The organism is Pararhizobium sp. A13 (assembly GCF_040126305.1).
In the GTDB taxonomy this organism is placed as follows: domain Bacteria; phylum Pseudomonadota; class Alphaproteobacteria; order Rhizobiales; family Rhizobiaceae; genus Pararhizobium.
In genome coordinates this window covers 3692350-3718210 of the sequence record NZ_CP149510.1, presented here as the reverse complement: position 1 = coordinate 3718210, position 25861 = coordinate 3692350, and the positions used below count along the sequence as shown (strand labels likewise).

At 62.4% G+C, this 25861-nt stretch carries 21 protein-coding genes; 9 read left to right on the top strand and 12 right to left on the bottom strand.

Annotation, left to right across the window (positions count from 1 at the left end):
* Positions 1-217 precede the first annotated feature (217 nt).
* The 4 genes from WI754_RS18280 to WI754_RS18265 all read right to left on the bottom strand — a co-directional run bounded on the left by WI754_RS18280 (position 218) and on the right by WI754_RS18265 (position 3158).
* Positions 218-1096: a 50S ribosomal protein L11 methyltransferase gene (locus tag WI754_RS18280; RefSeq protein ID WP_349434871.1), complete on the bottom strand. Its 879-nt coding sequence runs from the start codon at positions 1094-1096 to the stop codon at positions 218-220.
* Between the two features lie 87 nt (positions 1097-1183).
* Entirely contained in the window at positions 1184-2314 is a 1131-nt protein-coding gene (locus WI754_RS18275) for an NAD(P)/FAD-dependent oxidoreductase (protein ID WP_349434870.1), read from the bottom strand.
* 19 nt (positions 2315-2333) lie between these two features.
* Entirely contained in the window at positions 2334-2933 is a 600-nt protein-coding gene (locus WI754_RS18270) for an SCO family protein (RefSeq protein ID WP_349434869.1), read from the bottom strand.
* Between the two features lie 102 nt (positions 2934-3035).
* Positions 3036-3158: a hypothetical protein gene (locus tag WI754_RS18265; protein ID WP_349434868.1), complete on the bottom strand. Its 123-nt coding sequence runs from the start codon at positions 3156-3158 to the stop codon at positions 3036-3038.
* A 300-nt stretch (positions 3159-3458) separates the two neighbouring features.
* On the opposite strand from WI754_RS18265, the gene WI754_RS18260 reads away from it, so the two are divergent.
* The 3 genes from WI754_RS18260 (at position 3459) to pncA (ending at position 6711) form a co-directional block, all read left to right on the top strand.
* Positions 3459-5432, top strand: a complete 1974-nt coding sequence (locus WI754_RS18260; protein ID WP_349434867.1) for a methyl-accepting chemotaxis protein — start codon at positions 3459-3461, stop codon at positions 5430-5432.
* Positions 5433-5434: 2 nt separating this feature from the next.
* Complete coding sequence (locus WI754_RS18255; protein ID WP_018326507.1) at positions 5435-5899, top strand: chemotaxis protein CheW; 465 nt, start codon at positions 5435-5437, stop codon at positions 5897-5899.
* A 182-nt stretch (positions 5900-6081) separates the two neighbouring features.
* Entirely contained in the window at positions 6082-6711 is a 630-nt protein-coding gene (gene pncA, locus WI754_RS18250; RefSeq protein WP_349434866.1) for a bifunctional nicotinamidase/pyrazinamidase, read from the top strand.
* A 5-nt stretch (positions 6712-6716) separates the two neighbouring features.
* On the opposite strand, the gene WI754_RS18245 is transcribed toward pncA, so the two are convergent.
* The 3 genes from WI754_RS18245 to WI754_RS18235 form a co-directional block, all read right to left on the bottom strand.
* Positions 6717-7214: a CreA family protein gene (locus WI754_RS18245; protein ID WP_349434865.1), complete on the bottom strand. Its 498-nt coding sequence runs from the start codon at positions 7212-7214 to the stop codon at positions 6717-6719.
* Between the two features lie 91 nt (positions 7215-7305).
* The gene (locus tag WI754_RS18240; RefSeq protein ID WP_349434864.1) at positions 7306-8559 is read right to left on the bottom strand and encodes a GGDEF domain-containing protein; all 1254 of its coding nucleotides are present in this window, start codon (positions 8557-8559) and stop codon (positions 7306-7308) included.
* A gap of 192 nt (positions 8560-8751) precedes the next feature.
* Complete coding sequence (locus tag WI754_RS18235) at positions 8752-9060, bottom strand: hypothetical protein (RefSeq protein ID WP_349434863.1); 309 nt, start codon at positions 9058-9060, stop codon at positions 8752-8754.
* A 278-nt stretch (positions 9061-9338) separates the two neighbouring features.
* Between WI754_RS18235 and WI754_RS18230 the strand changes: the two genes are divergently transcribed.
* Both WI754_RS18230 and WI754_RS18225 read left to right on the top strand, forming a co-directional pair.
* Positions 9339-10484, top strand: coding sequence for a DUF2778 domain-containing protein (locus WI754_RS18230; protein ID WP_349434862.1), 1146 nt, complete (start codon positions 9339-9341; stop codon positions 10482-10484).
* 339 nt (positions 10485-10823) lie between these two features.
* Entirely contained in the window at positions 10824-11810 is a 987-nt protein-coding gene (locus WI754_RS18225; protein WP_349434861.1) for a FecR domain-containing protein, read from the top strand.
* Positions 11811-11897: 87 nt separating this feature from the next.
* Here the strand turns inward: WI754_RS18225 and WI754_RS18220 are convergent, their stop codons facing one another.
* From WI754_RS18220 to WI754_RS18210, 3 genes are all read right to left on the bottom strand, one after another.
* Positions 11898-14084: an adenylate/guanylate cyclase domain-containing protein gene (locus tag WI754_RS18220; RefSeq protein ID WP_349434860.1), complete on the bottom strand. Its 2187-nt coding sequence runs from the start codon at positions 14082-14084 to the stop codon at positions 11898-11900.
* Between the two features lie 598 nt (positions 14085-14682).
* A complete protein-coding gene (locus tag WI754_RS18215; protein WP_349434859.1) occupies positions 14683-14982 on the bottom strand; it encodes an AzlD family protein in 300 nt (99 codons plus the stop codon).
* A complete protein-coding gene (locus tag WI754_RS18210) occupies positions 14979-15719 on the bottom strand; it encodes an AzlC family ABC transporter permease (RefSeq protein WP_349434858.1) in 741 nt (246 codons plus the stop codon). Before WI754_RS18210 ends, WI754_RS18215 begins: the two co-directional genes overlap by 4 nt.
* Positions 15720-15870: 151 nt before the next feature.
* Between WI754_RS18210 and WI754_RS18205 the strand changes: the two genes are divergently transcribed.
* Positions 15871-16329 carry an Lrp/AsnC family transcriptional regulator gene (locus tag WI754_RS18205; RefSeq protein ID WP_349434857.1) on the top strand — a complete coding sequence of 153 codons (459 nt, stop codon included), beginning with the start codon at positions 15871-15873 and terminating at the stop codon, positions 16327-16329.
* A gap of 143 nt (positions 16330-16472) precedes the next feature.
* Here WI754_RS18205 and WI754_RS18200 read toward each other — a convergent pair whose 3' ends face one another.
* Positions 16473-19109, bottom strand: coding sequence for a UvrD-helicase domain-containing protein (locus tag WI754_RS18200; protein ID WP_349434856.1), 2637 nt, complete (start codon positions 19107-19109; stop codon positions 16473-16475).
* A gap of 103 nt (positions 19110-19212) precedes the next feature.
* Positions 19213-19623 carry a carboxymuconolactone decarboxylase family protein gene (locus WI754_RS18195; RefSeq protein ID WP_349434855.1) on the bottom strand — a complete coding sequence of 137 codons (411 nt, stop codon included), beginning with the start codon at positions 19621-19623 and terminating at the stop codon, positions 19213-19215.
* A 183-nt stretch (positions 19624-19806) separates the two neighbouring features.
* On the opposite strand from WI754_RS18195, the gene WI754_RS18190 reads away from it, so the two are divergent.
* The 3 genes from WI754_RS18190 (at position 19807) to WI754_RS18180 (ending at position 25785) form a co-directional block, all read left to right on the top strand.
* A complete protein-coding gene (locus tag WI754_RS18190; protein WP_349434854.1) occupies positions 19807-21012 on the top strand; it encodes an efflux RND transporter periplasmic adaptor subunit in 1206 nt (401 codons plus the stop codon).
* On the top strand, positions 21009-24149 hold the full coding sequence (locus tag WI754_RS18185) for an efflux RND transporter permease subunit (protein WP_349434853.1): 3141 nt from the start codon (positions 21009-21011) through the stop codon (positions 24147-24149). Before WI754_RS18190 ends, WI754_RS18185 begins: the two co-directional genes overlap by 4 nt.
* 226 nt (positions 24150-24375) lie before the next feature.
* Positions 24376-25785 carry an FAD-linked oxidase C-terminal domain-containing protein gene (locus WI754_RS18180; RefSeq protein ID WP_349434852.1) on the top strand — a complete coding sequence of 470 codons (1410 nt, stop codon included), beginning with the start codon at positions 24376-24378 and terminating at the stop codon, positions 25783-25785.
* The last annotated feature ends 76 nt before the right edge of the window (positions 25786-25861 follow it).

Below are 25861 nucleotides of genomic sequence, written 5' to 3'. Positions count from 1 at the left end.
TCCGAGAATGGTTGGTCATCCTTCTCCTCCTCCCTCCGGGTGGCCAATTTTGGATCATGAAGAGTCCGCTTGAGCGCTCCTCCTCCTCAAGCTCGCGGACATGGCCGGCTTGCCGGTCAGCGGGCGGTGCTTCGGCATCGCCTTTGTTTCGAAAACCCGCTTGTCCATGACGGACAGGCGGGTTTTTCGTTTTCCAGTCCCGAAGTATTGATCTCCGTCAGAGACGGTCGAGATGGATCGTCACCCAGCCGTTGCGCCAGATGGTTCGGACATGGCGCAGGTGCTGGCCGTTATAGGCGGACAGCACCTTCCAGCGTTGCGACGCCAGAATGCCGGACAGAATGACCGAGCCGCCGGGCGCCAGATGACTGGCAAGCTGCGGCGCCATCTTGATCAGCGGGCGGGCAAGGATGTTGGCAATGATCAGGTCGAACGGACCGTGCCCGGCAAAGGCCGGCGAGTGAAAGCCGGCGGCGGTTACGGTAGTGATGCCGCTGGCGATGCCGTTGCGGCGGACATTCTCGGCCGCAACACGCGTTGCGATCGGATCGATGTCGGTTGCGAGAACTGGCACCGGCTTCAGCTTTCGCGCCGCGATCGCCAGGACGCCGCTGCCGGTGCCGAGATCGAGCGCGTTGCGGACCTTGCGGGCGCGCATGACGGTTTCGATGACTTCGAGGCAGCCTGCCGTCGTGCCGTGGTGGCCGGTGCCGAAAGCCTGGCCGGCATCGATCTCGATGGCGATGTCGTTGACACGAACCTTGTCGCGGTCATGCGAGCCGTGGACGAGGAAGCGGCCGGCGCGCACCGGCGACAGGCCTTCCAGCGACTTGGCGATCCAGTCGACATCGGGAATGACTTCCCGCTCGATTTTCACATCAGGGAAATGCGGTGCAATGGCGTCGCTCAGGCGCGCCCGCATCTCGTCTTCCTCGTGGAAGTCAATGTAGAGCGAGGCCTCCCAGATGTCCTTCTTTTCGTCCATCTCCATGGTGGCGATGGCATAGCCGTCATCCTCGAACGCATCGGTCATCAGGTCCATGATGACTTCGGATTGCTTTTCGGTCGTGGTGATGAACAGGCGAAGGTCGCTCAATGTGTTTGTCCTTGGTCGGCGGGTGATTGCCGGGCGGCGGCTTGCGCGGCTCTAGCATGCGCGCCGATCAAAGGTAAAGCGCAGCCCCTATCTGGCGTCGGGTATCCACGGTGGCGGCGGCGTGTCCTGGCCGGAAACCTTGCGCAGCGCCGCCGCCGTGAAGCCGGGCATGTGGTTTAACAGCGGCATCAACAGGGCGCGCAGGTCTGTCAGGAGCGGATTCTTCAGGGTGATGAAGGTGGTGTTGCGCCGCGTATCCTTGAGCACGGTTTTGACGACGGGCATTCTCAGGTTGGAATAGTCCTGTTCCCGCCCTTCGGAAATCAGCCAGGCGAGCCAGCAGGCGTCCTCGATACCGAGGTTCATGCCCCGCGCACCGGCCGGCGAGTGCACGTGCGCCGCGTCGCCGGCAAGAAAGACATTGCCGCGGCTCATCGTTTCGACGTGGCGGAAGCTGATGGTGAAGTCCGATTTCCACGTCCGTTCCAGCACCGTGGCCGGATGATCGATGCGAGTTTCGAAATCCTCGATCGTCGATACGTAACGCAGCGTGTCTTCGCACACCGGCAGGCGTCCGAGCACGCCCGGATTGAGAAAATTCATTTGGACGAAGCTGGTATCGACCTGCTGGGCATAGCGGTAATCGGCGAGGAAGAATTGGCTTTCGATCGCATCGCCCGGAAAAGCGAAGCCGCAGGCCTTGCGCACAGAGGAATGGGCTCCATCCGCACCGATCAGCACGTCGGGCAGCACCGTCTCTGCCCGTCCGTCCGCGTGCAGAAGCGTGACGATCGGGTTCCGGACATCGCCGGACACGGTCTGAACGTGCGTTGACCACTCGGGCCTTATGCCGAAAGCGGACAGCCGCTGGAGCAGCAACCGTTCCGTTTCGCCCTGCCGCAACGCGTAGATCGGGCAATAGGGGCCGCGGAATTTTTCGGTGTCGATCGTCAGCAGCAACTTGCCTGCGGAAGATATCTTGAATTTGGTCAGGCGCCGGGCCTCAGCCAGGATCAGGGCGGTGGCGCCGCAGGCTTCCAGAAGCGTCAGGGTTCTGGCGTTGATCCCGAGCGCCCGGCTTTCGTTGATTGCTGCCGGTCCCGCGGCCCTTGAGACCAGACGCGGACGGAAGCCGCGCCGGGTGAGTTCGAGCGCCAGAGCAAGTCCGGTGGGCCCCGCACCGGCAATCAGAATTGAACTTCCGGTGCGTTCCCCCATCAGCTCCTCGCGGCGATCATTATGTCTTCAGCAGATTTTCCAGCTTCTTGACCGCAGTGTCCGGATTTTCGCCGTAAGCGATCGTGCCGGTGAATTTGCCTTCGGAATCGAGAAGGAAAACGGAGGCGGTGTGGTCCATCGTATAATCGCCGTCCGGCTTCTTCTCGTCCAGCGGGATTTTCTTGGCGTACACCCGGAAACCCTTGATCATCTCCATCACCTTGTCCGGCGGACCGGAAATGCCGGTGATGCGCTTGGAAACGTTCGACACATATTGGCCAAGGACTTCAGGCGTGTCGCGTTCCGGATCGACGCTGATGAAATAGGCCTGCAGTTTGGTGCCGTCCGGATCGACCTTTTCCAGCCAGCCGTCCAACTCGAACAGCGTCGTCGGGCAGACTTCCGGGCAGTGCGTGAAGCCGAAGAACAGGGCCGTCGGCCTGCCGGTGAAGGCCTTTTCCGAGATCGGCTGGCCCGTCTGGGAGACGAGCTGGAACGGCACGCCGAAGGGGCCGGCCGCGAGCTGATCCTTCGACTTGGTCAGCGTGTAGGTCCCGTAGCCGAGTACGGCCGCTGCTACCGCAACGACGACCCAAAGAACAATGCGAAGTGCTTTCATGATGACGTCCGGTCCATTTAACCAATCCCGATGACCAGATAGACCTTCGGACCGCAGGTTGCAAACGTTCGGGCGGCCAGCGTCAATATGCGGCAGGCAGGATCAGAAGCACCAGGAAAGGCCGTTTTCGGCCATGGTCAGGAAGATCTCCGGTCCCTGGACGATCCATCCGAGAAAAGCGGCAAGGAATAGAATGAGACCGCCGCCGGCGAGGACCGTGATCATCAAGGTTTGCGGGTGCTTTTTCACATCGTCTTGCATGCCGTCATGATACCCGGTCGCGTTCATTATTGAAAGGCGTGGGCGGAGCGTTTCTAACGCGGCCCGCATGTTCAGCTCGCTAGAATTCGTCGCTCATTTTAGCAAAAGTTTAATTTGTGTTTGCCATATTCTAAGCGCGTGAAGGGGTGCGAAATCCCTTGCCCGACATGACGTCGCCGGTTTGTCCGAGTCCGGTTCCCGCATCATCGCTCCCTTTCTGCGCGCGACGCTCGCTGCCGCACTTACGAGACTGGATAACGCTGTATGACGTCTGCAAAACTCGACCGTAAACTTTCCGTCAGCCAGCGGCTCGGCACCCTGGGTTTCGCCGCATTCATTGGCGTCGGTTCGATGCTGGCTGTTGGCTGGTACCAGAATTCGCATGTCGAACAGGCGCTCGACAAAGCCATCGTCGCGCAGGATGCCATCGAGAACGCCGGGGCCATGCGGCTTGCCAGCGTCGAGCTGACCCTGGTGGCGATGGATACGATTGTCGATCGCGAGGAGCGTCAGGTCGCGCCGGAACGGGTGACGGCGGTCGCCGATTTCATATCGGCACTGAATGCCGGGAAGCCGGCGGCAATGGAATTGGCCGCATCTCTGGGTAAGCCGGAGATCATGGCAACGTTTGATGCCGACCTCGCCGAGATAACCAAGGCTATTCAGGTGGACCTGAAGAAAATGGTGGAAGAGGGCGCTCCCGCGGATGCATACGGCGCTATCGACGATACGATTGATGGCGCCGGCGAGCGCATGGCCGTAACGCTTGGAAAATTGTATGAAGAGGCTGGCCTGGCGCTTGCTGCGCGCGTCGCCGATGCAACCGAGCGCTCGCACGAATCCCTCCTGTTCCAGATTGTCGTTGGGCTCTTCGCCATGGCGTCGCTTCTGGGTATGCTGTATTTCCATGGCAACGTCCTCCGCCGCGGCGTTTTTGCCGTGCGCGACAGCATGCAGCGCATCCTGAAAGGCGACTACGAAACCGCAGTCGACGCGGTCAGCCGCAGCGACGAGATCGGCGAAATGGCCCGTTCCGTCGAGATGTTCCGGGCGGCCGCCGTTGAAAAACGCGATCTTGAACGGTCGGCAGCGACAAGCCGCAGCGAAAATGAAGCTGAGCGCGCGGCCAGCGAGGCAGCCCGCGCTGAAGAGGCCCGGCAGGTGCAGACGGCAGTCACGGCGCTTGGACTGGGTCTGAATCGCCTCTCCGAAGGCAATCTGACGGCAACGATCGACCAGCCGTTCCGCGCTGATCTCGAAACGCTGCGCCAGGACTTCAATCACACGGTGGAAAAGCTGCAGAGCGTGCTTGCCAGCGTCCGCGAAAACAGCAGTTCGATCCAGTCCAACAGCCAGCAGATGCGCGGCGCCGCCGACGATCTTGCGAAGCGGACCGAGCAGCAGGCTGCCTCCCTCGAAGAAACCTCGGCAGCGCTCGACCAGATCACCGTTACCGTGCGCACCGCCACGCAGCGCGCCGAGGAAGCCAGCCAGATGGTCGGCGAGACGCGCACCAATGCGGAAGAATCCGGCCGTATCGTTCGCGAAGCGGTCGAAGCCATGGCCCGGATCGAAAACGCATCGTCCGAAATCGGCAAGATCATCAACGTGATCGACGAGATCGCCTTCCAGACCAACCTGCTTGCGTTGAATGCCGGCGTCGAGGCTGCCCGTGCTGGTGAAGCCGGCAAGGGCTTTGCCGTCGTCGCTCAGGAGGTTCGCGAACTTGCCCAGCGGGCAGCGGGCGCTGCCAAGGATATCAAGGTTCTGGTCGGGCGCTCCAGCACCGAGGTCGGAACCGGCGTTCGCCTGGTGCAGGAAACCGGCAAGGCGCTCGGGCGCATCGGCACGGATGTGGTGCGTATCAACGAGCACATGACGTCGATCGTGATGGCTGCCCGCGAGCAGTCGACCGGTCTTCAGGAAATCAATACGGCCATCGGCCAGCTGGATCAGATGACCCAGCAGAATGCCGCCATGGTCGAGGAAACCAATGCCGCCAGCCATACGCTGGCACAGGATGCCGAAGGCTTGACTGCAATGATCGGCCAGTTCCAGCTCGGCGGCGCGTCCGCCCCGCAAATCCGTCAACCGGTCCGCGTCGCCACATCGGCCACCACGCGTCCCGCGCCGTCTCCTGCCAAGGCCCTGATGGGCAAGCTGGCGGGCGCCTTTAGCAGCCCCGCGTCGTCCGTGCCGAAGGCATCGGGTTCCGCCGAAAACTGGGAAGAGTTCTGATCATGTCAAACGCAATCAAGCAGTCCGGTGCCTATCTCGAAATCGTTTCGTTTCACCTAGGCGATCAGGAATTTTGCATCGATATCATGGCGATCCGCGAAATCCGTGGCTGGGCGCCGGTGACGCCGATGCCGCACACGCCGCCTTACGTTCTCGGCTTGATCAACCTGCGCGGCGCCGTCATTCCGGTCATCGACATGGCTTGCCGCCTCGGCATGAAGATGACCGAACCGTCCGAGCGCTCGGCGATCATCGTCACCGACATCGCCGGCAAGCTGGTCGGCCTTTTGGTCGAGCAGGTCTCCGACATGATGACCATCAAGAGCGAAGACCTGCAGCCGGCGCCGGAGATCATTCCAGAGGCACAGCGCGCCTTCTGCCGCGGCATCGTGGCACTGGAAAAGACCATGGTCTGCTTCCTCAACCTCGACACGGTCATTGCCGACGAACTGGCGCAGGCCGCCTAAGCGTCATTTGCAAGAACGGCAAGCACCGTGCGGGAAACCGGGCGGTGTTTTTGTGCGTTCGTGATAGATTGACCGATGGCAGATGCTGGCTGGTTTTTCCCGCCGCTGCGTTTATTGTGCGATGCGAAAACCGGGCGCCGTTTCTCCGCCCGAACGTGTCGCAGCAATGATAGGAGACTGCCGTGAGATGCCTTCTGCTCGTCGATATCCAGAATGGCTTCTGCTCCGGTGGAAACCTTGCGGTACCGCATGGTGAAGATGTGGTGCCGGTCGCCAACCGGCTGATCGCCGAGGGCAGGTATGATCTGGTCGTCGCCTCGCAGGACTGGCATCCGGCCGATCATGGCAGCTTCGCCTCCCAGCATCCCGGAAAGAAGCCTTTCGAGAAGGGCACGCTGAACGGCAAGCCGCAGATGTTATGGCCGGATCATTGCGTCCAGGGCACCCGAGATGCCCAGTTCCATCCCGGTCTGAACTTCGCAGGCATCGACCACGTGCAGCGCAAGGGGGAGAACCGTGAGGTCGACAGTTACTCCGCCTTTCGCGACAATGATCACTCCGCGCTGACAGGACTTTCGGGCTACCTGACCCGGGCACGCGTCGGCACCCTCGATATTTGCGGCCTTGCGACCGATTATTGCGTCAAGGCCTCGGCGCTTGACGCGATGGTGATGATGCCCGGTGTTGATGTCCGGTTTATTGCCGATGCAAGCCGCGGTATCGACCCCGCCGGCGTGCAGGCCGCAATTGCCGAAATGGCGGCGGCCGGCGTTCGCATCATTACTTCCAAGGACGTCTTCGCAGATCGGTAACGCGGTTACTTCGGCGCACCGTCCGTCCATGTCACCGGCTGGCCGAAGAGCGGAATGGTCGAGATCGACATCTTGGCGGAGCCGTCGGTTAGTTCGCGCGAATGGGCGAGATAGATCAAAGTATTGTTTTTCTTGTCGTAGATGCGGTTGACGACGAGTTTCTTCCAGATCAGCGAAAGCCCCTCTCGGAACACTTCTTCGCCTTCCTGGCTGAGGTCGATATCGCCGATCGTTACCGGCCCGGTCTGGCGGCAGGCGATCGAATTGTTGGAGGGATCCTCAAACCAGTTTCCCTTTCTCAGGCGGTCGATGACGCTGCGATCGAAATAGGTGACGTGGCAGGTGACGCCGGCCACCTTCGGATCCGTAACCGCATCGATCAGGATGTCGTTGCCGAGCCAGTCGACGCCGACCTCGCCGACGGTTTCGGCCTGCGCGGGCAGGGATGCGACGCTTGCCGCGAAAAGGGCACAAGCGCTGACAAGACGAAGGGCAAGCGGCATTGATCGTTCTCCAGGGGCGGTATCCCTCACATAGGACGGCCGCGTGGCAATGCAAGCCGCACGGTCGTCAGAAACCCTTGCCGCGTTGATCTCAGCTGGCCTTCGACAACGGCTGCGCTGAGGTAACCGCAATGGCAGCTGCCGCCCGCATCTGGGCCGCGGCGCCTGCAAGCGCGCGGGCGCTGGCCGAGGAGGCGGCCTGAAGGCTATCGGCAATGCTCGACCGGTCGCGTCCCATCGCCTTGGCTTCGTAAAGTGCCATGTCGGCCTGCACCATGACATCCGCCAGTGCGCCACCGGGTTCGGCGATGGCGACGCCGATGCTGACGGTCAGCGCGATGTCCGCGCCTTTGCGGCCGCTGGCGGGTGTCGTCCTCACCGCGGCGCAGATCGCATCGGCGATCGCGCCTGCCTCCGGTCGCCCGATGCCTGCGATTGCGATACCGAATTCTTCGCCGCCCAGGCGCCCGAGGATGCCGCGCCCGGCAAGCGTAGCGCGGACGGTCCTGGTGAAGTGTACAAGCGCCGCGTCGCCGCCGGCGTGGCCATGCAGGTCGTTGATCTGTTTGAACCGGTCGAGATCGAGCAGCATCAACGTTGTTTGGCGACCCGATCCGGAGGCGACGTGGAACATCCGCTCATATCCGGCCATGAAGGCCCGGCGGGACAGGGCACCCGTCAGTTCGTCGTGGGCGATCAAGTGACGAAGATTGGCAATCATCCATCCGTGCAACAACAAAATGACACCGAGGAAGAACAGCGGCATCATCAGTTGACGGGCGGCCAGAAGGGCTGTCGTCCACAGTTGCGGTTCTGTGGCGGTGCTGAAATCCGTCGCCGCGGCAATGACGCGAATGGCGTGCAGGGCAGCGACGGCAAAGGCCGAAACGCAGCAGAACAGCGTATAGGGGGCGACGGCGCGTTTCCTCGACCAGTGACGCAGGATCGAGACGCCGGCGAGGAAATAGATCATCCCCGCCACTCCAGCGCTCACGGCGAGGCAGGCGTCGCGGTCTTCGAACATGTCACTGAGGGCGCCAAGCATCAGGACAGTGCAGGCAAGGGTTGCGACGAGCGGCCGCGATCCGAGTGGTTTTCGCCCCAGAAATTCGCGGAAACCGTTCAACGTCATCACGCCTGCGGCGACCATCAATGTCGATCCGATCACCGCGTGGATCCACGGGGGGGCGATCGCCGATGTGAGGCCCAATCCGGCGGAAAGCGCCGAGAGAGCACAGGCGAGGCAGAAGCTCGTTATGCCCGGGACGCTGGTCTTGCGAAGCGACAGGAGCACGGGAAACATGACTGCAAGGGAAATGACTGCGATGGCGGAAAGAAAACTCATGGGTGCGAATTTCTGCCGGGCGGCGCTTAAAATGATTTGGTCCGTTTGCGCGGATAAGCCCAAATTCGTAGTGGCGGCGCTTTAATTTTTTCGGCCGAAATTTGCTGCAATTTTAACAAAGCCGGTCACATCCCCGCGATTTCCACCACTGTTCGCGGAGCGGCGGGTGGGGCATCGTTCTCTACCACTGATTTAGGCATTGCAAGCTTGCAGGTGCGGCATTGGCGAGCGGCCGGTTGGTGCTGGGGAGCCCGCCGCGCGGACCGAGAGTGCGTCTGAGCGAACGCGAAACTGCGGACGCTGTCCTGTGTGGAAAATCGGATCGGAAAGCACGTCGAACAGAGGGGCGCGCTCAAGCGGGACGATCGCAGAACGATACAGTAATGCCAAGAAAAATCCCGCCCATTTCTTCGCCTCCATAATATCGTCAAAAATAAAGGTTTTGAGACCGAACACAGACGCAGACTGCCGAGCCTCCGCTCGATGCAGGCGCTGACGCATGCCACATGTCCGTTGGACCACGATGTCTCGGGCGGGGAGGGCACGGCCTTCTTCGCCTTTTTATATGCCGCAATGCTGTTCTTCCTCCTGCATCCTCCTCCTCGATATTTCGCGGAGCCCGCGTAAAGGAATTGGTTACCATACTTTGTCATTCTTCTGATCGATCGGCATGCCCAGGAAAGCGCAGCAATTGGCGCCTCTCAAGCATTGGACCGGCCTCCTCGGCAATGCGTTCCGTTGCCTTTGGATTGAGTAATGCGTTTCGGGTAACGAGTATCATGGCGTTTGCGGTCGAAAAATTCAGTCATGTCGCCTCATCCGGGAAATCGGGAGGCCGCTCGAAAAAGGCGCATTCTCTCGTCTCCGGCGCGACCGTTATAGGCGTCGGCATCGCCGCTTCGATCTGGATGATCGCGACCTTCGCGGCCATGCAGGCCATGGGGCCATCGCTGCCGTCAGGCAAAAATCCCCGCCTGGAAGCCTCCTTGGGACTTAATGCGATCGTGCGCGCCGCCCCACAGCAGCGCGTGGTGCGCGTTGCCAAGTTCTCGCGGCTGACCGTCCTGCCGCGCATCCATCTGGCCTCGACGATTGTGCCACAGAAGAGCATCGTGGCCATTGCCCTGGCGAAACCTGCCGTCGACTTTATCGAAAAGACACAGGTCCTGGCGCTGGCGAAGGCGGCTGCGGCGAGGGGCGACGACGTGATCACCGGCTCGACGCCCGTGGTGGCCAACGCTCTCGTTGAAAACGTCTCGCTCAAGGACGGTTTGGGCAAACCCTTCAGCCTCGTGATGCAGGAGCCGGCATCGTCGCTGAATGGCATGCTACCGGATTTGGGGCCGCTACCGCTCTCCAAACCGCGGAGCCTTGCCGACAGCGCCGGCAAACCTGCCGATCAGACCAAGCAGCCGGGGACCAAAGAGCTTGCCTATGCCAAGCCGGATCTTCCCATGGACGATGAGGACGAGGTTCGTCCGACTTTCCGCGGCCGCAAGGGCGTTGCCTACTACGATATCTCGGCCGGCGTGGTTTACATGCCGAACGGTGAGAAGCTCGAGGCCCATTCCGGTATCGGCAAGATGCGCGACAATCCCGCTTATGTCCATGTGAAGATGAAGGGCCCGACGCCGCCCGGTACTTACAAGGTGACAATGCGCGAGTCACTGTTCCACGGTGTGGCGGCCGTACGCCTGACGCCGATCGACGGCGTCGCGCCGCATGGCCGCGTCGGTCTGCTCGCCCACAGCTATCTCCTGCGCAACCGCGGCGACTCGCACGGTTGCGTCGCCTTCGAGGAGTATCCGCGCTTCCTGAAAGCCTTCAAGCGCGGGGAAATCTCGCACATGGTCATCGTCAAGAGCATGAAAGGCTTGTCCGCCCCGAAACGCACGCTGGCCTCACTGTTTTCCAAGGGCGCGTAATCTGGCGCCTTTGCAGGCGAAGATTTGTACCCTTTTGCGGTGAGAGGGCCAGCAAGGGGGCCTTGCTTCGGCGCCTGTGGCTTACCTCCGCACGAGGAGGGAGTGGTTCAGCACCAACCTCCACGACTTTACGCGACGCGCGAAAAGATCACCGTGTAGTGCAAGACGCGCGTTGCGTTTAAGGGGTACCGCCAACCTCCCCTTCCGCAAACCACCCCCGCCCCCATTCCCGTTCCACCCGGTATTGCCCGCCGTCTCTCGTGGCCGGATTGCCATACGTGGATCGCGAGACAGCTAAATTATAATATGCTAATGTTTTGCGTTTCGATGGAGGGGGAGATGTTTGCTCCAGATCGGGCGGTCGTCGTCGCGCTCAGTGTTCTGCTCGCCGCTGCATCGCCGTCAGTCGCTGCGGAATCGATCGGCAAGGCGGTCCATATCAAGACTGCGGTGACAGGGGCGAGCGGTGAGCTTGCGGTCAACGATCCGGTGTTCCAGGACGAACGGATCCGCACGTCCCTATCCGGGCTGGGCCAGTTTGTATTCCAGGATGGCACCAAGCTTGCCGTGGGGTGGGGCTCATCCGTGGTCATCGACAAGTTCGTCTTCGATGGCTCCCGTTCTGTGAAGAAGCTCACCGTCAAAGCGGCCAAGGGGACGTTTCGCTGGATAAGCGGGAACTCCAAACACGCGGCCTATGAGATCGTAACGCCAGCCGGCACGATCGGCGTCCGTGGGACTGTGTTCGATTTCTATATCGGTGCCGACGGCACGACCGCGGTCGTTCTGTTGGGCGGATCAGCCAGTTTTTGCGGCCAGGGCGGTTGCAGAGAACTCACGCGGCGCTGCGACTGCGTGGTTGCCAACCGCAACGGCGGCCTGACCGAAACCCGCCGGGTCGACCGCAGCATCTTCAAGACGCTCGGCAATGCCAAGGCGCTGCCGTTTCTCTCGGGCAGTCAGAAGCTTTCAGCGCTTGGCGGCGGTGGTTGCGGCCTTACGAACGTGGCAATTCAGCGGGAAGACGTCGTTCCCAAGGAGAAACGCGCTGTTCCAATCAAGCCGGACAAGAGGGTCGACCCCAAGGACCCGCCCGATGAGGATGAGCCTGACAAGCCGCGTGATGAGGAGCCCGACAAGCCGCACCATGACGATGACAAGCCCGACAGGCATCATCATCACAACCATCATGATCGCGACGGCAACAGCGTCGACGACGGCAGCCAGCATCACGGTGATCACGACGACGGCTACCATCGCGGCCACGACAGGGACCGCAACGACAAGGGCAAGGACCGTAACGACAGAGGCAAGAGCGGGAAATGACAGGGAGGCATCTTCGCGGACGCCACGATGCTCCTGTCAGCTCGAATTGGTCTTACGCCGCCAAAGCGCTGCTACAGTATGAGGGTGTTACGGTAACGTTTTTCTATCTGGTAGGACGGGCGGCGCTGCGGCGGGCCGCTGCAGAAAGTGGTCGGCCCTGCGCGAGATGCGGCGATAGAATTCCGCCAGACCCACCGGCACTGCCGCCGCCCTGCGTTTTGCAACGCGCAGCACGTCGCGGACAGCCGGCGATCGCGATGCCAGGGCTTCGATCAGTTGCTCGTGCACATGCTTCAGTGCGGCAAATTCGCGGGACATGGCAAGGCGCTCGTCGCCGATGACCGCGAAGGTGCGGGTTCGCGCGCTCTTGCCCTTGAGCGTCAGCGCTCCCGCCTCGAGCAGCGCATACTGCGGCGCGAGGCTCGCTGTGCTCTCCGACACGAGAATGTCGAAACAGACTTCCTTGCAGGCACTCTCGATGCGTGCGGTCACATTGACCGTGTCGCCTACGGCCGAATAGTTGAAATGGGTCTCGGCGCCCATGTTTCCGACGCAGGCAAGGCCGGTATGGATACCGATGCCGATGCCCACTGCCTGTCCATTTCCAAATCCGAACGCGTCATCGGCATTGAGACGGGCAAGCGTCTCGCGCATCGCCAATGCGGCATGGACCGCCTTGGCCGCATGATCTTTCACATCGACGGGCGCGTTCCAGAAGGCCATGATCGAGTCGCCGATGAACTTGTCGAGGGTGCCTTCGTTCTCGATGATATGGCGGCTGAGGGCGTCGAGAAAGGTGTTCAGGAAGCCGACGACGGCGGTGGGCGCCAGTCGCTCGCTGATCTCGGTGAAGTTGCGGATGTCGACGAACATCACCGTCAGTTCGCGGTCGTCGCCGCCGAGACGCAAGGCGTCGCGGGTATGCTCGATGCGATAGAGGAGCGACGGGGAGAGGTAGTGGCCAAAGGCGGCGCGGACCTCCCGGCGTTCCCGGTCGATCACCAGAAAGCGGAACGCGGTTGCCGCGAAATGCGTGACTGATCCGCTGATGATCGGTGCCAGGGGATCAAGCAGAAGGCCACCGTAGAGGAAGGCGAGCCAGGAGGCGGCAAGTGCGAGTGCGGTAATCAGCAGCCCACAGGCCAGCGCCATGGCGGGACTGACGAATGTGGTCAGGATGACGAGCAGGGTACCCGCCACCGCAATGGACAGGATTTCAAGGCCGTCGGCCCAGTCGGGACGCGAGAGAAAACGCCCGGACAGGATCTGCTCGACGGTCTGGGCCTGAAGCGAAACGCCGGGAACGTTCTGCCCGAGCGCTGTTGTGCGAATATCCTGCAGGCCCGCGGCCGACGTGCCGACGAAGACGATGCTGCCTTCGAGCGCAGCGCTTGTTTCGGGCGACACACCTTTTTCCGCCAGTATCCGTCGCGCCGAAATATACCGGTCTGCCCTGTCGGGGCTGACATAGAGCCAGAGCTCTCCTGATGCCGTCACCGGGACGACGAAATCTCCGACCTTGATCAAGGTAATGGTGTCCGGCACGTTCGGCGCATCGGCGAGCACGTAGGTGGACGCGCCCTGCGCGACGCGCAGCGCTTCGAGCGCAAGGTTGGGATAGAGTTGCTCCCCGTCGCTCAGCAGCAGCGGCACGGTGCGCACCACTGCCGAGGGATCGCCGGGGTTGAGGCTGATATGGCCGATGCCGGCGGCATTGGCCTCAAGCTGCGGCCGCAAGGGTGTCGCGCTCGTGATGCGGGGAGGCGCACGGAAGGGCGGTTCGCCCGTGAAGGCAAAGCCGGCCTTCACCTGAGGCCGGTAGCCGCCTTCGTTGGAGAGCGCAAAGCCGAGCACGACGGGCTTTTCGGCAATCGACCGCGCAAAAATTTCGTCATTGTCCGGAAGCCGCTCAAGCAGCGAGGGATCGACCCCCGCGACATCGCGCATGATCGTGCGGGGCGAAAGGCGGTCGGGTTCCGAGAAGAGGATGTCGAATGCGATCGCCGCCGCTCCCGTTTCGGAAAGCCTGTCCACCAGCATGGCCATGCGGTCCCGCGGCCATGGCCACTGGCCAAATTCTTTCAGCGACGCTTCGTCTATGTCGATCACGCGGACCGGCAGGTCCTCAAATGCCCGCGGTGCGATGCGCTGATACTCGTCGAACGCCACCTCGCGCGCCAGCCGCATGAGTTGCGGGTCACTGGCCCTCAGGATCGTGAGGATCGCTACGATCACCAGACCGACAATGACGCCAACTTGCTGCGCGCGTGTCATCCCTACGCCATCCGCCCCTCTGGTACCGGAGCCTAGCACAACCCGTGGCGATGGGGAAAATAGGAGGGCGCGGGTCCCGCCTTTCCCTCGCCTTGCGGAGAAGGTGGCCCAAAGAGCGGGAGGGGTACTTTTCCTCCGCGTTCGTGGCGCTACCCATCCCCCCAGGGGGAGAGGTAGTCCGGCATCCGCTGCCGCCCCCAAAAAAAACGCTTCCGCACACGCGCGGGAAAACCGCAGTGGTTTTCAAAGAGCAAGTCGGACGGGGCGCTGAAAGCTGCCTCGTGAGAATAAGAATAGGTGACACCTCTCAGCGCCCCGTTCGGAGGTTTCTGCCCGCAAACGCGTTCCGCTACGGCCTTGTCGGTCCTCTGTGCGATTGCACGCCCGCAGCAGCATCGGCCTGCGGAGGGGAACCTTCTTGCGAACCCCGGCCTCGGGGACTTCCGTCCTTTCCCCGAACCCGGCGCCGGCCCCGCCTTACTGCCACGGCTGGCAGCGTATCCGGGGGCGGGACGGGAGCTAGTGTAGGCGAGGTTTGCGGGACGGGGATATTGCGTGTGTCTCGGGGATCCGCGCTGCGGACTTGGAAGTCCATGCGTCACCCGATAAAATGGCGCAAGAACCCTGCCGCCGCGACGCCGATCGTCACCGTTGGCAACATGGAAAAGCGTGTGGCGGCGGCGAGCGTCAACGCAATTGCGATCAGGTCCGCGGGGCTGTTCGATACAAAGTCCGGGGCGATCACTGAGATCAGCACGCATCCGGGAGCCGCTTCCATGACGGACGTGGCGCGGGCGCCGAGCGCGCGGTTGCGCAGCACGAGATAGCCGCCGATGCGCGTCGCGTAGGTGACGATCGCCATCAGGACGATGGTGAGGAATGTCATCGGATCGATCATGCTTCACCTGTAAGGATATAGGCTGCGATGAGGCCGGACACGGCGCCGGCGGCAACGTACAAGGCACCTGGGACGACAAGATAGGTCACAGCGGCGACAACGAGGCTGACCAGCCAGGGGCGGGCGGCATCGAACCCCTTCCACATGCCGCGCATGAGGACGAGGAAGACCGCCGGGAACGCCATGTCGAAGCCATAGGCCTTAACGTCGCCGAGGACCGGCCCGAGGACTGCACCGAGTGTGGTGAAGCCTACCCAGGCTGCGTAGAAGACAAGCGCGGTGCCGAGGTAATAGGGCATGCTGAATGCGGGGTGCAGGCCGCGGGCGGCACGCTCCCTGATATCGGCCAAGGCCAGCGCCCAGCTTTCGTCGGTCATGACGAAGAGGGCCGGAAGCACCTTGCGCTTCGGCAGATGCCGCAGAAAGGGCGCCAGCGCCGCACCCATCAGCAGGTGCCGGCTATTGACCAGAAACGTGATGGCGACGATGAGGGCGACATGCGGCGGCGATGTCCAGAGCTGGATGGCGGCGAACTCTGAGCCGCCGGCGAAGTTCAGCCCCGTCATCAAAGGCACCTCGATGAGGCTCAGATCCTTTTGCGCCGCCTGAGCCCCAAGCACCAGCGCGTAGGGGACAATGCCAAGCAGCACGGGGACGCAGGCCGCCACGCCGCGGCGCACCTCAGCCAGGGTGCGGTTGTCGATGCGCTGTTGTGCGTTGGTCTCGATTGCGCTCATCATGTTCACTCCCGTCGCCGGTCGGCGGCATCACTTTGGAGTGCTTTTTTTATTCCAAACTTCACGCAATTTGGTGGCGAAGATAGCGGTATTTTCATCCTGTTTGGCATCATGTATTGCTATTAACAACTATATTGAAATCAGGTGCCACATGCAGCTTGACGACATCGACCGGAAGATTTTGAGAGCCCTGCAGCGTGACGGCAGGATGCAGAACATCGAACTGGCGAAGGAGGTGGGGCTGTCGCCGTCGCCCTGCCTGCGGCGGGTCAAGCTCCTGGAGGAGGCTGGCATCATCGACCGCTACGTCGCGGTGCTGAACCCGGCGAAGCTCGGAAAACGGCTGACCCTGTTCACACGGGTGTGGCTGACGGCGCAGGACGAGGACACCATCGAGTATTTCGTCGAAAAGGTCCGGCGGTTTCCGCAGGTACTGGAATGCTACCTGATGCTCGGCGACTGCGACGTTCTGCTGCGCGTCGTGGCGGAGGATATCGACGACTACCGGCGCTTCCAGTCCGAGCATCTCAGCCGTATCAAGGGGGTGCAGAACGTCAAGACCGATGTCCCGAGCCAGGTGATCAAGCAGACGTCGGAATTGCCGCTTTAGGTGGGGGTATTCGCTGTGCCTGTTAGGGGGATCGGGCGGCCTGCGGGGGCTCGATTCTGTTTGAAAAGGAGACTGCCCGCGGCTTGGAAATGGATCCTCGGGTCAAGCCAGGCTTGACCCGAGGATCCACTCACAAGGTGCCCTCACACCCGCTCGACAAACCCGTCCAGCACCCGCTTCTGCCCCGCCCGATCGAAATCGATCGTCAGCTTGTTGCCCTCGATCCCGGCAATGTTTCCGTTGCCGAACTTGATGTGAAACACCCGGTCGCCGACGTTGAATTTCGAGGGTTCGTCGACTTTTGACTTGGCGATGAGTTCGCCGTCGATCGTGCGGGCGCGGGGCCCGGATTCGCCGTAGCCGATGCGCTCGATCGACACGCCGGAGCGGGTGCCCCAGTTGTCGCGGGTGGCGTCGGTCTTGTTGGCCTGGGCGCGTTTCCAGCCGGGGGTGGAGTAGGAATTGGCAAACGGTTCCTGCTTGTCGAAGCGGGACTGGCCGTAGCCGCCGCGGTTGTAGCCGCCATAGGATTGTTCGGCCTCCGACACTTCGACATGGGTGACCGGCAGTTCGTCGAGGAAGCGGGAGGGCAGCGTCGATTGCCACAGGCCGTGGATGCGGCGGTTGGAGACGAACCAGATGTGGCAGCGGCGTTTTGCCCGCGTGAGACCCACATAGGCAAGGCGGCGTTCTTCCTCGAGGCCCGAGCGGCCGCCTTCGTCGAGCGCGCGCTGGTGCGGAAACAGGCCTTCCTCCCAGCCGGGCAGGAAGACGGTTTCGAATTCCAGGCCTTTTGCTGAATGCAGCGTCATGATCGAGACGGCGTCGAGCTCTGCATTCTGCTCGACATCCATGACCAGCGCGATGTGCTCGAGGAAGCCGCGCATGCTCTCGAACGCTTCCATCGAGCGGATGAGCTCCTTGAGGTTTTCGAGGCGCCCGGGCGCTTCGGCCGACTTGTCGTTTTTCCACATGTCCGTATAGCCGGACTCTTCGAGGATGGTCTCGGCAAGCTCGGTGTGCGGCGTGGTCTCCAAGAGGCCCTGCCAGCGCTGGAACATGGTGACGACGTCGAACAGCGATTTGCGCGGCTTGGCCTTCATCTCGTCGGTTTCGATGAGATCGGCGGCGGCGGCGAGCATCGGGATGTTGCGGCCGCGGGCATAGTCGTGAAGGCTGCGCACCGTCGTATCGCCAAGGCCGCGCTTCGGGGTGTTGACGATGCGCTCGAAGGCGAGGTCGTCGGCGGGCTGGCAGACGAGGCGGAAATAGGCGAGCGCATCGCGGATTTCCAGCCGCTCGTAGAAGCGCGGGCCGCCGATGACGCGGTAATTCAGGCCAAGCGTGACGAAGCGGTCTTCGAACTCGCGCATCTGGAAGGAGGCGCGCACCAGGATCGCCATGTCGTTCAGATTGTGCTTCTGGCGCTGCAGCTGTTCGATCTCCTCGCCGACGGCGCGGGCTTCCTCTTCCGAATCCCAGGCGGCGTGGACTTGTACCTTGTCATCGTCGGGGTTCGCCCGATCGGTGAACAGCGTCTTGCCGAGGCGGCCTTCGTTATGGGCGATCAGATGGGCGGCGGCGCCGAGAATATGCTCGGTGGAGCGGTAGTTGCGCTCGAGCTTGATCACCTTGGCGCCGGGAAAATCCTTCTCGAAGCGCAGGATGTTGTCGACCTCGGCGCCGCGCCAGCCATAGATCGACTGGTCGTCGTCGCCGACGCAGCAAATGTTGATACGGCCATTGTCGCTAGCTGATCGTGACGACGAAGACCCCTCCCCAACCCCTTCCCACAAGGGCGAGGGGCTAGATTGCCGCGACCTCTCGTCCAATTCTGCATCCAATGATGATCGCGGCGAGTACGACCCGGCAAACCCCTCCCCCTTGTGGGGAGGGGTTGGGGAGGGGTTCTTTCTAACCGGACGCTGGGCGAGCAGCCTCAGCCACATGTATTGGGCGGTGTTGGTGTCCTGGTACTCGTCGACGAGGATATAGCGGAACTTGTCGTGATATTCCTTCAGCACATCCGGATGGGCGCGGAACATGCGGATCGGGTGGAGCAAAAGATCGCCGAAATCGCAGGCGTTCAGCGTCATCAGCCGGGCCTGGTAGGCGGCGTAGAGCTCGCGGCCTCTGCCGTTGGCAAAGGAGCGGGCGTCGCCTTCGGGGATGTCGGCGGGGCCGAAGCCCTTGTTCTTCCAGCCGTCGATCATCTGGGCGAACTGCTTGGCCGGCCAGCGCTTGTCGTCGATGCCCTCGGCCTGAATGATCTGCTTGATCAGGCGCACCACGTCGTCGGTGTCGAGGATGGTGAACGAGGACTTGAGGCCGACGAGTTCGGCGTGGCGGCGCATCAGCTTGACGCCGATCGAGTGGAAGGTGCCCATCCAGGGCATGCCCTCGACGGCGGCGCCGACCAGAACGCCGATGCGCTCCTTCATTTCGCGCGCTGCCTTGTTGGTGAAGGTGACGGCGAGGATCTGGCTGGGATAGGCGCGACCGGTCGACAGGATATGGGCGATGCGGGTCGTGAGCACGCGGGTCTTGCCGGTGCCGGCGCCGGCAAGCACCAGGACCGGGCCATCCAGCGTTTCGACCGCTTCGCGCTGTTCCGGGTTCAGGCCGGAAAGATAATCGGGTGCCCGATGCTGGTCACGCGCTGCCATGGCGCGGGCGGCGATGCCACCGGTGGGGGCGGGCGGCGCCGGCTGGTGCCCGCGCGTAGGACGCGGCGCCGGCTCCTCGTCGAAGAAGGGAATATCGTCAAATCCATTGCTCATGCGGCTCAATGTAGTGATTCGGAGCCGAAAGGCCAGAATTCCGTTCCTCTTTTATTCCGGGAAGTCCAGCTTCTTTGCGCCAGCAACCGCTTTTGTGCCGCGATCAGGGCCGATGATCGGCATCGAAGACGGGATCGACGGGAACCTGCAGCGCGGTTGCGAGCTGGTTGGTCTTGGCGGCGAGCGAAATGACGCGCAGGAGATCGGCATGCTGCTCGGCAGTCATGCCCTTGGCTTTTGCCGCGGCCGTATGCGAATGGGCGCAGTAGCCGCAGCCATTGGTGACGGAGACGGCGATATAGAGCATTTCCTTGGTCAGCGGATCGAGCGCCGAGGGTGTTGCCATCACCGTCTTGACCTCGGCCCAGGTGTTTTCGAGCAGATCGGCATCGAAGGCGAGGTAGTGCCACATGTTGTTGATGAAGTCGGAGTTGCGGGTGGCGCGGATGTCGTCGAACACCGCTTTGACGCGGGGATCGGATTCCGGGTTCTGATTTCTGGCAATGGTGCTCATGGGGCCTCCGGGCATTGTTTGATTGGCAGCGGCTGCTCTGGACCGAAAATGGCTTTCATTACAATTGCGTAATGATGGTATTCTGGCATTGCCCGGGCTGCGGCAAAAGGGGATAGTTGGCCTTGTTGATGGACCCCGCGCGCCGCTGCGGCCGGGAGCCGTGGATTTCAATGGAGTTCCTTGATGCGGCTTTGGAAGCAGCTGTCGATCAGTCTGGTCATTCTTGCGGTCGGCCTGGGTATCTGGGTTCGCTTCGTGCCGGGCGCCGGCGCGATGCTTGCCAAGGCGGGCGTGCCCGAGCAGCTGCTGGCTTTTGCCGCAAAGCCGGCGGATGGGGCGGCCGACGGCCAGGGGCAAGGTTCGGGCCGACGCGGGCAGGGCGGTGGTGCGCCGCTCGTTGTCACGCAGCCGGTCGATAGCGCCGTTGTCAACGACAGGTTGAACGCCATCGGCAATGGCGAGGCGATCTTGTCCGTCGCAGTGACGCCGCAGGCGACCGGTAATCTGACCGAGGTGCTGGTCCACTCCGGCGATCGGATCGAGAAGGGGCAGGTCATTGCCCGTCTCGACAGCGACGAACAGAAGATCGCCGCCGCACAGGCGAAGGTCGCCGTCGACAGCGCCCGCGAAAAGGTCGAGCGCAACCGCAGGCTCGGCAATGCGGTCTCCGTCGCGGTGTTGCGCGAGGCGGAATTCGCCATGCAGGCCGCCGAGCTTGCGCTGCAGACGGCGGAGCTTGACCTGAAGCGCCGCGACATTGTCGCGCCGTCCGGCGGCATCGTCGGCATCATCACCGTCAATCCGGGGGACTATGTCACGACTTCGACGCCGATCGCCGTCGTTGACGACCGCTCGCAGATCCTCGTCGATTTCTGGGCGCCGGAGCGGTTTTCGACGAAAATCTCCGTTGGACAGGCGGTGACGGCCTCGGCCATCGCCCTGCCGGGGTCAGAATATTCCGGTGCTATTCACGCCATCGACAACCGCATCGACCAGGCAAGCCGGACGCTGAGGGTCCGGGCGCGGATCGACAATCCCAACGATACGCTCAGGGCCGGCATGTCCTTCTCCGTCGCGGTCCGTTTCCCCGGCGACCAGTATCCGACGGTCAATCCGCTGGCGATCCAGTGGAGCGCCGACGGGTCCTATGTCTGGCGCGTCGAGGCGGAAAAATCGCAGAAGATTCCGGTCAAGATCATCCAGCGCAATTCCGACAAGGTGCTGGTCGAGGCGGAGCTTGCCAAGGGCGATGCCGTGGTGATGGAGGGCGTGCAGCGCCTGCGTGACGGTGGCGCGGTGCGCGTGGCGAGCGAAGAGCAGCCGCGGCAACAGAAGCCGCAGCAAGGTGATCAGGAACAGAAGGTCTCCGAAGCGGAGGCCACGAAATGAGCGGCGCAGGCGAGCATCACGAGGCCGGGCGCACGGCCGGTTTTACCGCGCTCTTCATTCGCCGCCCGATTTTCGCGCTGGTCGTCAACACGCTGATCATCGTTGCCGGCCTGGCAGCCCTGAACGGCATCGAGATCCGCGAGTTGCCGCAGGTGGACCAGCCGGTGGTGTCGGTCAACACCCAGTTCGACGGTGCTTCGCCGGAAACCGTGGACCGCGAGCTAACCTCGGTGATCGAGGGCGCCGTGTCGCGCGTCCAGGGCATCAAGGATATTTCCTCGACCTCGCAATATGCCCAGAGCCGCGTCACGCTGCAGTTTTCCGATACGACCGATATAGGCCAGGCCTCCAATGATATCCGCGATGCGCTTGGCCGGGTGGCGAACCAGCTGCCGGAGGATGCCGATGAGCCGCGTATCGTCAAGGCCGATGCCGACAGCCAGCCGATCCTTCGGCTGGCGCTGACGTCCGATACGCTGTCGATGGAAGACCTGACGCTGCTTGCCGAAAACGAGATCACCGACCGGCTCGCCGCCGTCGAGGGCGTTGCCGACGTGCAGATCAACGGCGACCAGGAGAAGATCTTCCGCATCGACGTCAATCAGTCGAAGCTGGCCTCGCGCGGATTGACTGTCGCCAATCTGCGCGACGCGCTGGCAACTGCCTCGCTCGACGTGCCGGCGGGATCGCTGACCAGCGCCGACCAGGACATTTCGGTGCGCGCCACCGCGGGCCTGCAGACGCCGGAAGAATTCGAGAACCTGATCCTCGGCGACAATGTGCGGCTTGGCGACATTGCGACGGTGACGCTGGGCCCCGATATCGGTACGTCGTCGCTCAGGTCCGACGGGCGTCAGGGCATCGGGCTTGGCATCATCCGGCAGGCACAGTCGAACACACTCGATATTTCCGAGGGCGTGAAGAAGGCGGTGGCAACGATCGACGAGATCTTACCGCAGGGCACGCAGCTCAAGGTCACCAGCGACGATGCGGTGTTCATCGATGGCGCCATCCATGAGGTGGAGATCGCACTCGCCGCCTCCGTGATCATCGTCACCATCGTCATCTATCTCTTCCTGCTCGATTGGCGGGCGACACTCATCCCAACGCTCACCATGCCGATCGCGCTGGTCGGCACCTGCGCCGCCATTTATCTCGCTGGTTTCTCGATCAACATCCTGACGCTGCTGGCGATCGTCTTGGCGACGGGGCTGGTGGTGGATGACGCCATCGTCGTGCTCGAAAACATCGTACGGCGACGCGGCGAAGGCATGGGGCCGCGGGCGGCGGCCGTGCTCGGGACGCTCGAAGTGTTTTTCGCGGTCATTGCTACCACGGCAACGCTTGTGGCGGTCTTCGTGCCGCTGTCGTTCCTGCCGGGACAGACGGGCGGTCTGTTCCGCGAGTTCGGCTTCGTGCTGGCCTTCGCGATCCTGCTCTCGGCTTTCGTGTCGCTGACGCTCTGCCCGATGCTGGCCTCGCGCATGCTGAAACCGCATGGCGGGGAGCACGGCCATACGGGGTTCATGGCCAGGATCGGCGCTTTTGCCGCCGGTTTCTACCGGCGGACGCTACGGGCCTGCCTCAACTCACCGCTGATTGTCTTCATGGTCGCTGTCATGGTGACGGCGACGGGTGCCGGCGCCTTCACGCTGTTGAAGTCGGAATTGACGCCGACGGAGGACCGCGCCCGCATCATGTTGCGGATGCAGGCGCCGCAAGGCGTGTCGCTCGAATATACGCAGGCACAGATGCGTCGCGTCGAGGACGGGCTGAAGCCGCTGGTCGACAGCGGCGAGATCGCCAATATCTTTTCCATTTCCGGTCAGGGTGGATCAGTCAACAGTGGCTTCATGGTGCTGACGCTGGCGCCCTGGAGCGACCGCGAGCGTACCCAGCAGCAGATTTCCGCCGACATTACCAAAATGACGGTCAATATTCCGTCGATCCGGGTCTTCCCGATCCAGCCGAACAGCCTCGGCATCCGCGGCGCCGGCAACGGGCTGCAGGTGGCGCTGGTCGGCAACGACTATGGCAAACTCGGCGATGCCGCTGCAAAACTCGTGCGCCAGATGGAAGACAGCGGCCGCTTTGAAAACGTTCGCCTGAACTACGAGGAGAACCAGGCGCAGCTTTCGGTGACGATCGATCGCGAACGGGCATCCGATCTCGGCATCGATATCAAGGGGCTGTCGTCGGCGCTGCAGGCGATGCTCGACGGCAACAGCGTGCTTGACGTCTATGTCGAAGGGGAGGCCTATCCGGTCAAACTCCTGTCGACGACCAACCCAGTCAATGATCCGACCGACCTGCAGAACATCTTCCTGAAGACCGGCGACGGCAAGATCGTGCCGATGTCGTCGATCGCCACGGTCGAGGAAAAGGCCGTCGCGCCGCAATTGGCGCGAGAATCGCAGCTGCGTTCCGTCTCGCTGTCCGCCGGCCTGACATCCGGGCTTGCGCTCGGCGACGCGCTGACGATGGTGGAGGACATGGCCCAGCCGCTCTTGCCGCCGGGCTCACGCGTCGTGCCGCTCGCCGAAGCGGCGACACTCGATGAGAATGCCAACGGTATGTTCGTCACCTTCGGCTTCGCGCTCGTCATCATCTTCCTGGTGCTGGCGGCGCAGTTCGAAAGCCTGGTCAGCGGCCTGATCATCATGTCGACCGTGCCGCTCGGCCTTGCCTGCGCCGTCTTTGCCATGGTGATGACCGGTAACACGCTGAACATCTACAGCCAGATCGGCCTGGTGCTCCTGGTCGGTATCATGGCGAAGAACGGCATCCTGATCGTCGAATTCGCCAATCAGTTGCGCGACCGCGGCGAAGACCTGCGCTCGGCGATCGAAGACGCTGCGAATATTCGGCTGCGGCCGGTGATGATGACGATGATTGCCACCATCGTCGGCGCCGTGCCGCTGGTTCTGGCGAGTGGTGCCGGGGCCGAGGCCCGCATCGCGCTCGGCGGAGTGCTGGTCGGCGGCCTCGGGCTTGCCACGGTCGTCACGCTGTACCTGACGCCGGTCGCCTATCTGGTCATCGCCCGGTTCACCAAACCGCATGTCGATGAAGAACGGCGGCTCCACCGCGAGCTGGAACAGGCCGAAGCACTGCAGCTGGCCGAAGCTGCGGAATAATACCGAGCAGGTACTCCAACGCAGCTCATGATCGCCGCCCGCCTTTCCGGGTCGGCGACCATGGGCTCATTCTGCCCTGTGACCGGACTGTCTCACTTCGTCGCAATTCTCTGCTAAACCCGTGATGTTCAGGACGAGGTTCTGGACAAAGTGATTCCGATTTGCACAGTAGCGCGTTGAAATCTAAGAATTTCCGCCATGTGCAGCGGCAGTTCGGGAGCGAGAGATGGCGTTGAAGGCGATCAAGGCGGGCATCCGCAACGAAACCGGCATAGCTGCCGCCCTGCGGCTGATGAGCGAGCGGTTCGGCGATCGTTTCCAGACCGGCGAGGCCATCCGGGCGCAGCATGCCCACACGACGACCTATATTCCTGCGCAATTGCCCGACGGCGTCGTCTTTCCAGAAAGTGCGGACGAGGTCGAGGCGATCGTCGCGATTGCCAGCGAGCATGGCGTTCCGCTGATCGCCTTTGGCACGGGGTCCTCGCTCGAAGGCCATATCAACGCGCCGCATGGCGGCATCAGCGTCGATATGAGCCGCATGGACAAGGTGCTCGAGGTCAATGCCAGCGATTTCGATTGCACTGTCCAGCCGGGGATCACCCGGGAAGCGCTGAACATCTATCTGCGCGACACGGGCCTCTTTTTCCCGATCGATCCGGGCGCCAATGCCTCGATCGGCGGCATGGCATCGACGCGGGCGTCCGGCACGAACGCGGTGCGCTACGGCACGATGAAGGACAATGTGCTCGCCGTGACGGCGGTGACGGCGGGAGGCAAGGAAATCCGCACGGCGCATCGGGCCAGGAAGTCGTCGGCGGGCTACGATCTCACCCGCCTTTTCGTGGGTGCCGAGGGGACGCTTGGCATCCTCACCTCGATCACACTCCGGCTGCAGGGCATCCCGGACATGATCGCGGGCGGCGTCTGCTCGTTTCCGTCCGTGAGCGATGCCTGCAACACGGTGATCCTGACCATCCAGTCGGGCATTCCGGTGGCACGGATCGAACTGCTGGACGCCGTACAGATGCGGGCAAGCAATGCCTATTCCGGATTGTCCTTCCCTGAAATGCCGACTCTGTTCGTCGAGTTTCACGGCAGTGCCGAGAGCGTGGCGCTGCAATCGAAGCACTTCGGCGAGATAGCCACCGAATTCGGTAGTTCCGAATTCCTCTGGACGGCCAATACCCAGGAGCGCAACGCCCTGTGGAAGGCGCGGCACAATGCCTATTGGGCACAGAAGAGCCTGGCGCCCGGGTTGGCTATACTCTCCACCGACGTCTGCGTGCCGATCTCGCGGCTTGCCGATTGCGTCGAGGCGACGCATGAGGACATTCTCTCCAATGGCCTGATCGCCCCGATCGTCGGGCATGCGGGTGACGGGAACTTTCACGTCGGCTTGCTGTTCGACGACAAGGACGACGCCGACATTGCGAAGGCGGAGGCATTCGTCGCCCGCCTCAACGAGCGGGCGCTGGCGATGGATGGCACCTGCACCGGCGAGCACGGCATTGGACAGGGCAAGATGCCGTTTCTCGAGGCTGAGCTTGGCGACGCGCTCGATCTGATGCGGCAGGTGAAGCGGGCGCTCGATCCAGGCAACATCTTCAATCCCGGCAAGATTTTTGCCATGTGAAAAGCCTGAAGCGGTGTTAATACCAATTATCGATGACAGGAGGCGCCCTCAAGGCCGCCATCTTCCGCAGCAAACG